The organism is Bacillus cereus, assembly GCF_015071065.1.
Classification (GTDB): domain Bacteria; phylum Bacillota; class Bacilli; order Bacillales; family Bacillaceae_G; genus Bacillus_A; species Bacillus_A cereus_BA.
The window spans coordinates 1-7,815 of the sequence record NZ_VOVA01000048.1; the positions used below are offsets into that span (position 1 = coordinate 1).

Sequence of the window (7,815 nt, forward strand, 5' to 3'; positions counted from 1 at the left end):
TCAATAGGGCGCTTTAATGGAGCAATGAAAAGCCTAATTTTTCATTTTTATGCTGAGAAATTAGGCTTTTTAATATTGAAATTTCCTTAACGTTGTAAATCCGCATTTTCCTGACGGTACCTCTATGATGATGAAGATATGATTGAAGATTTGAGATAACTAAATACAGTCCCAGCACTTGTGGTTTTTTTAAAAAAGAAAAGACACCCTAAGGCGCCTTCCTCTGACTTGAACCATCTTAATTTTAATAATATGTATTGGACATTAAGTAAACACGTCCTATAAAACAGAATCATTTATTTTTACCAGATTGTTAGTGTACAAATACAAGAGAATCGAGATCATTTGTTTGGCTAGATTAAAGCAACGCCACATCTATATGGTTGAGATGTGTTACGCCTTCTAATCGGAGAATCTGCTTTATAGAACGTGTCCACAAGTTCTATTTTACTACATGTAATATTTATTTAGTGTAATTTTTACAAATATGTATAGTTACATAAAGTTTATGAGAAAAAGAGAGTATACTTTGGTATTGTGTAATAAAGATATAGCCCACCTACGGAAATAGGTGGGCTTTTCCGATAGTTTGTTTAGCAGAAGCAGCTAGCTCCAACGATTATGCGTTGGGTTCATCAGTATGGTCCTGAATTAGACAAAAGAATCCGTCGTCATCTCAAGCAAGCCAATGACTCTTGGAGAGTCGATGAAACATATATCAAAGTAAAAAGTCAATGGATGTACCTGTATCGTGCTGTCGATTCGAAAGGAAGTACCATCGATTTTTACCTAAGCAAAGCAAGAAACCACAAGGCTGCAAAGCGATTCTTCAAGAAAGCTTTGCAGTCTTTTCATATTTCAGAGCCTCGTGTCGTGACAGTCGATAAGAATCCAGCTTATCCTATAGCAGTTGAAGAATTGAGAAAAGAAAAAAAGATGCCATTAGGCATCCAACTAAGGCAAGTGAAATATCTCAATAACATAGTGGAACAAGATCATCGGTTTATTAAAAAGCGAGTTCGTTCGATGTTAGGATTGAAATCCTTTCGCACAGCTACATCCATTATTTCTGGAATAGAAGCTATGCATATGGTAAAAAAAGGGCAACTTGTTTTACTGGACAAGTCTGTCCAAAATCAAGTGAGGTTCATCCATCAACTATTTGGAATTGCTGTTTAAGACTAGATTCCACTAGGAAACTTTTCGCCTCTTTATATCTTTCCTAAGTATTTGCACCAGAACCGTCCTTACTGTAAGGATCACTTTCTACCTGAATGTATTATTATTTCTTACAAATACATATTTCTAAATCAATGCTCATAGACAACTATGGAGAAATGAAATGAGGCTATTTCAAAATATTAGCTTGATAGGCATGAAGCAAAGGTTTTATTTTTACATATTGGGTAAAGTAGATTATAATACAAATACGGAATGAACGTTCATTCCGTATTGAAGAAAGAGGTGAGTTGATGGAAACTACTTCATCGAAACAAGAGGATATTTTCTCTGCATCCCTTCTGTTATTTGCTGAAAGAGGGTTTAATGGAACAACAATACCTATGATTGCAGAAAGAGCAAATGTAGGTGCAGGTACAATTTATCGTTATTTTGAAAATAAAGAGAGTCTTGTAAATGAGTTGTTTCAAAAATATGTAGAAGAGTTTTTAAATTGTATTCAAAGCGGGTTAATGAGTGAAAGAAAGGGAATTCGAGAGGGATTTCACCATATTTTTGAAGGGATGGTCAAATTCACAATAGATTATCCTCGTGCGTTGGGATTTATTAGTATGCATAGCCAAGGAACATTTTTAAATGAGAAAAGCCGTGCAACATATGAGAAATTAGAGGTGTTTGTTTGTGACTTTTTTCAAGAGGGACAACAACAAAAGATAATCCGAGCATTATCTTTGAAGGTGCTCATCGCAATCTTATTTGGAAGTTTTATGAAAATACAAGAGTTGATTGAAAACAAACAGGAACATTTTACAAATAAGTTGATTGAGGATGTAGAGGAAAGTTTATGGGCGGCTATCAGTATTAAATCATAGGTTTACAAAAAAGGGGAGGGCTACAGATGGAAACAAAGGAAATACCGCAACCTAAAATAGAGGGAGCGCTTGGAAATTTATCATTATTAAATAAAGAAAAACCAATTCAGTCCTTAATGAAGATTGGCGATCAAATGGGAGAGATATTTAAGTTTGAATTACCTAGTCGGGTTACTCGTTATGTATCCAGCCAACGATTAGTTAAAGAAGTTTGTGATGAATCACGTTTTGATAAAAATATAAGTCAAGCACTCAAAAATGTAAGAAGCTTTACTGGAGATGGCCTTTTTACGAGTGGGTCATACGAAAAAAACTGGAAAAAAGCTCATAACATTTTATTACCAAGTTTTAGTCAGCAAGCAATGAAGGGGTACCATGCGATGATGGTAGATATTGCTATGCAGTTAATCCAAAAATGGGAGCGCTTAAATGCAGATGAACACATTGATGTACCAGAGGATATGACACGTTTGACACTTGATACAATTGGACTTTGTGGCTTTAATTATCGCTTTAACAGTTTCTATCGTGATCAAACCCATCCATTCATTATGAGCATGGTCCGTGCACTAGATGAGTCGATGAGCCAATTGCAGCGTGTAAATCGAAATGATCCATCATATAAGGAGAAGAAACTTCAATTTCAAAAAGATATTCAATATATGAATGAGTTAGTGGATAAAATGATTGCAGATCGAAAAATAAGTGGTGAGCAAGGAGATGATCTGCTTGCTCATATGTTAAACGGAAAAGACCCGGAAACAGGAGAAATACTAGATGATGAAAATATTCGTTATCAAATGATTACATTTTTAATCGCAGGCCATGAAACGACGAGTGGTCTATTGTCGTTCGCACTTTATTTCTTAGTGAAAAATCCGCACATTTTACATAAAGCAACAGAAGAAGCAGCTCGTGTATTGGTAGATCCTGTTCCTACTTATAGACAAGTGAAGCAGTTGAAATATATTACCATGGTATTAAATGAATCCCTTCGTTTATGGCCCACTGCTCCTGCGTTTTCTTTATATCCAAAAGAAGACACCGTACTTGGTGGAGAATATTCGTTAAAGCAGGGAGAAGAGATTACGGTACTTATTCCACAGCTTCATCGTGATAAAACAATTTGGGGCGAGGATGTAGAGGAATTCAGACCAGAACGTTTCGAAAATCCAAGTACAATTCCACTGCACGCATTCAAGCCGTTTGGTAACGGACAACGTGCATGTATAGGGCAGCAGTTTGCACTTCATGAAGCGATTCTTGTTCTTGGACTGATGTTGAAGCATTTTGATTTTTATGATCATAAAAATTACGAATTAGATATTAAAGAAACTTTGACGTTAAAACCAGAAGGATTTACTGTAAAAGCAGTATCAAAAAAAATTCCTCTAGGTGGTATTCCTACTCCTTACCGTGAACAGCCAGAAAAAAATGTTCGTAAAGCAATAGATAATGCTCATAACACGCCATTACTCGTACTATATGGTTCCAATATGGGAACAGCAGAAGGAATAGCACGTGATCTGGTAGATATTGCTCTTAGTAAAGGATTTTCAGCACAAGCTGCTCCATTAGATTCTCATGCAGGGAACCTTCCAAAACAAGGAGCGTTATTGATAATTTCTGCTTCTTACAACGGCAATCCGCCCGATAATGCGAAGAAGTTTGTAGAGTGGTTGGAGAAAGCATCTGAGCATGAAGTGAAAGGTGTTCATTATGCTGTATTTGGCTGCGGCGATAAGAACTGGACTTCTACATATCAAAAGGTACCTTTCTTTATTGATGAACAACTTGCAACAAAAGGAGCAGAGCGTTTAACAGAGCGTGGCGAAGGAGATGCAAGTGATGACTTTGAAGAAGCTTATGAAGAGTGGCGTGAGCAATTATGGAATGAGTTAGCAGATTACTTCAAGATTGATATGGGGGGGAATGAAACAAGCGCTTATACTCTTTCCTTTGAATTTGTAGGTAGTGAAGCGGAAACGACCTTAGCAAAAATGTATCCTACTTTTACAACAAAAGTCGTAGAGAATAAAGAATTACAACAGCCATGTAGCGCAAGAAGTACAAGGCACCTTGAAATTTGTTTGCCAAATCATATAACTTACAAAGAAGGCGATCATTTAGGTGTGGTCCCGAGAAACTATCCAGATTTGGTGAATCGTGTTCTAAATCGTTTTCAGCTAAATGGATCTAATTATATCCGTTTAACTAGTGATAATACAAAATTAGTTCATCTTCCTTTAAATCGTACTGTTTTAATCAATGAGTTACTGCAATTTGTGGAGCTTCAAGAACCGGTTACAAGAAATCAATTGCGTGCGATGGCAGCAAAAACAGTTTGTCCGCCGCATAAGAGAGAGCTAGAGGCACTATTAGAAAAAAAGGTGTATAAAGAACAAGTGTTGTCCAAGCGTTTAACGATGCTTGAGTTATTAGAGAAATATCCAGCATGTGAAATGGAATTTGGTGAATTTATTGAATTACTTCCAGCATTGCGTCCACGTTATTATTCAATTTCCTCTTCCCCAAGAGTAAATGACCAGAAATTGAGTATTACCGTTAGTGTTGTGGAAGATAATGCATGGAGTGGAAATGGAAAATACAGAGGAATTGCGTCTACATATTTAGCTCAGCTGGAAGAAGGAGATTCCATTACATGTTTTATTTCAAATTCACAATCAGGATTCGAACTTCCGGAAAATCCTAAAACGCCGATTATTATGGTAGGGCCAGGAACAGGAATTGCACCGTTTAGAGGTTTTCTACAGGCTCGAAAAGCAATGAAAGTCAATGGTCAATCATTAGGTGAAGCGCATGTCTACTTTGGATGCCGTTCAATTAAAGAGGATTATCTGTATCAAGAAGAGCTTGAGCAAGCGCAGGAAGAAGGTATTGTGACTCTTCACACTGCTTTCTCTCGAATGGATGATCAGCCGAAAACATACGTTCAGCACTTGATGAAACAAGATGGCGAAAAATTGGTCGAGTTGCTTAGTCAAGGTGCATACTTTTATATATGTGGTGACGGAAGAAAAATGGCACCAGATGTGGAAAATACGCTTGTGAAAAGTTACGCTAATATTCACAATGTGAGTGAACAAGAAGCATGTGAATGGCTACAACAGTTAGAAGAGAAACTGTATTATGCAAAAGATGTTTGGGCTGGATAATCCAAACAAATGTATTAATTTTGCTCCGAGAATCTGTAGAAGTTTGTAACAAGAAGCATAAGATGGCCGTTTTGGTCAACTTATGCTTCTTTTAGTTTATGGCCAACTTATGCTTCCAGATTTGAAAATTACTTTTATAAAACATTTTATTTATTTCATATTCAACTTATTCAGAAGAGTAATAGAAAGATAACAGAACTTGAAATTAGGAATCATAACGGTAAATCTATAGGTGTCCCTTTCAAAAATGTGAAAAAAGTTATAACGAAAGGAGAACTGCTACTAACAATGAATAAACACTTTAAGCATCTATAGGGCATATTCGATTCAAACTCAAACAAAAGTAGGTGAAAGGTTAAATGAAATTCAAAATGACCGTTTTGTAATTAAAGGGGTTCTGGTGCAAAAACTTAAGGACAATTGCAATGAATCTATAAATCTTGGACATACTGTTACTATTACTTTAGAAGGGGTGCGTGATTGGTATGGAAAAGGAAAATGTATTCAAATGGAATCATTATCAGCCTGATATTATTTTATTAACGGTAAGATGGTACCTACGGTACAAACTCAGTTTTCGTGATTTGGTGGAAATGCTAGAAGAACGGGGTTTATCCATTTCTCATACAACGATTATGCGTTGGGTTCATCAGTATGGCCCTGAATTGGACAAACGAATCCGTCGTCACCTCAAACAAATAAATGACTCTTGGAGAGTCGATGAAACATATATAAAAGTAAAAGGTCAATTGATGTATCTGTATCGTGCAGTTGATTCGAAAGGAAACACAATTGATTTTTTCCTAAACAAAACAAGAGACCAGAAGGCTGCAAAGTGCTTTTTCAAGAAAGCTTTGCGGTCTTTTCATGTTTCAAAGCCACGTGTTATAACAGTCGATAAGAACCCGGCTTATCCTATAGCAATTGAACAGTTGAAAAAAGAAAAAAGCATACCTGATGGTATGCAACTTAGACAACAAAAGTACTTGAATAACATAGTAGAACAAGATCATCGCTTTATAAAGAAGCGAATCCGTTCTATGCTAGGATTCAAATGTTTTGACACAGCTACATCCATTCATTCTGGAGTAGAAGCCATGCATATGATTAAAAAAGAACAGCTTGATTTACGGGGCCAGTCTGTCCAAAATCAGAAAGAATTTATCCATCAATTGTTTGGACTTGCAGCATAAGATACGATTCCGTTAGGAATATATGCGCTTTATTCTCTTTTATTTTATTTTTGCACCAGAACCGATTATTCATTGTCTTAGGTTGCTGGGCATGTGATGCTCCCATAGAATAGAATGATTAAATTGAACAATTTAAGAAGCGTAGAAAGATTTAATTTCTACGCTTCTTCTAATTGATAACAAATTTAATGTTGTTCTAAATTTTTTATATAAGATTTTACAGCTTGCAATAAGAATTCTTCCTGTCCCATACCAGCATCCGTGGCTATTTGAACTACTTTTTGTTTAAATTCATGATCTGCATGAAAAGTTAATGGCTCTACATTACTTTTAAAGTAAATTCCTTCTACATGTGGAAGTATCGTGCCGGATTTCATATGAGAATGTAAGTATTTAATCTCTTCTTGAAATTGCAATGGATCTACTTGTAATACGAAAGGTTTAATTTCTAATTTGATAGTATCTGATTTAATAGTCAATCGCATATTTGTGACACCAAGCTCTTTATAAAATAAGTTTATTAGATTGTAAGTGATGGAATTAAATAGTTGGGGTTTTTTAAATGAAAAAGATAAATACCCTCGTTTCGTAATCACTCCTTGTTTCTGGAAAGGTTCAAAGACATAATCATGTTCCTTATAAGTGGGTAGTGGAAAAATTTCTTCGTCCTCTGTAAGAACCTTGCCATCTGCTCCATTGATTTCTATTACCCTAGCTGTTTTTCCGGTATGTTGATGTGTTAATAATTGATATAAATATATATCTTCATCTTGAATCTTAGTAATGAATGTTTTTCGCTCTTTTGTTGTAGTTTTTTCATAAGTAAGTTGAAAAGTTTCAAGGTCTTTTTTATCAATGACATATACTTCTTTTCCGCGTTTTTCTATCTTTAAAGCAGGTAATTTTCCAGATTTGATATATGTAAAGACAGTAGATGGTGCTACATTAAGAATTTCAGCTGCTTCTTTTGTGCTAAAGCCCTCAACCTTTTCAATATTTTTTAAACGTTCAATATCCTCCAAATAGAAAATCTTACTACCGAATTGCTTCCAGTTATCTTTATATACACATTCTATTAATCCATCTTTTTCTTTCTTTAAAATTGTTTGTACCGTTACTCCCAATAAGTCGGCTGCCTCTTTTGTCGTTACAGTGGGTTTTGTAATAAACAATAAATCTTGTGTCATGAAAGGACACCTCCATAACTATTGTTTGCTAATATTTTAGATATATATATCATATCAGAATCTGATTCATATTTAAAATAAGAAATAGGTTTTATTAAACTTTATATACATTATTATGTTTTATGAATATATCTAAAATATTTTATATATTAATAGATTTTTATTTTTGTTTTTATTATATGAATAACATAAAAGTTATATCATTCAT

4 protein-coding genes and 2 pseudogenes are annotated in these 7,815 nt (G+C 35.0%); 5 read left to right on the plus strand and 1 reads right to left on the minus strand.

The window, feature by feature from the left end:
- Positions 1-615 precede the first annotated feature (615 nt).
- The 5 genes and pseudogenes from FT637_RS29045 to FT637_RS29065 all read left to right on the plus strand — a co-directional run.
- A pseudogene (locus tag FT637_RS29045) lies at positions 616-1,179 on the plus strand (IS6 family transposase); the annotation flags it as partial.
- Positions 1,180-1,472: 293 nt separating this feature from the next.
- Positions 1,473-2,051, plus strand: coding sequence for a TetR/AcrR family transcriptional regulator (locus tag FT637_RS29050; RefSeq protein WP_193649188.1), 579 nt, complete (start codon positions 1,473-1,475; stop codon positions 2,049-2,051).
- A 26-nt stretch (positions 2,052-2,077) separates the two neighbouring features.
- The gene (locus FT637_RS29055; RefSeq protein WP_193649189.1) at positions 2,078-5,227 is read left to right on the plus strand and encodes a bifunctional cytochrome P450/NADPH--P450 reductase; all 3,150 of its coding nucleotides are present in this window, start codon (positions 2,078-2,080) and stop codon (positions 5,225-5,227) included.
- A gap of 162 nt (positions 5,228-5,389) precedes the next feature.
- Positions 5,390-5,657 (plus strand): annotated as a pseudogene (locus tag FT637_RS29060) (hypothetical protein); the annotation flags it as partial.
- 55 nt (positions 5,658-5,712) lie between these two features.
- Positions 5,713-6,420: an IS6 family transposase gene (locus tag FT637_RS29065; protein WP_193649190.1), complete on the plus strand. Its 708-nt coding sequence runs from the start codon at positions 5,713-5,715 to the stop codon at positions 6,418-6,420.
- A 185-nt stretch (positions 6,421-6,605) separates the two neighbouring features.
- Here FT637_RS29065 and FT637_RS29070 read toward each other — a convergent pair whose 3' ends face one another.
- Positions 6,606-7,607: a helix-turn-helix domain-containing protein gene (locus FT637_RS29070; protein ID WP_193649191.1), complete on the minus strand. Its 1,002-nt coding sequence runs from the start codon at positions 7,605-7,607 to the stop codon at positions 6,606-6,608.
- Positions 7,608-7,815 lie beyond the last annotated feature (208 nt).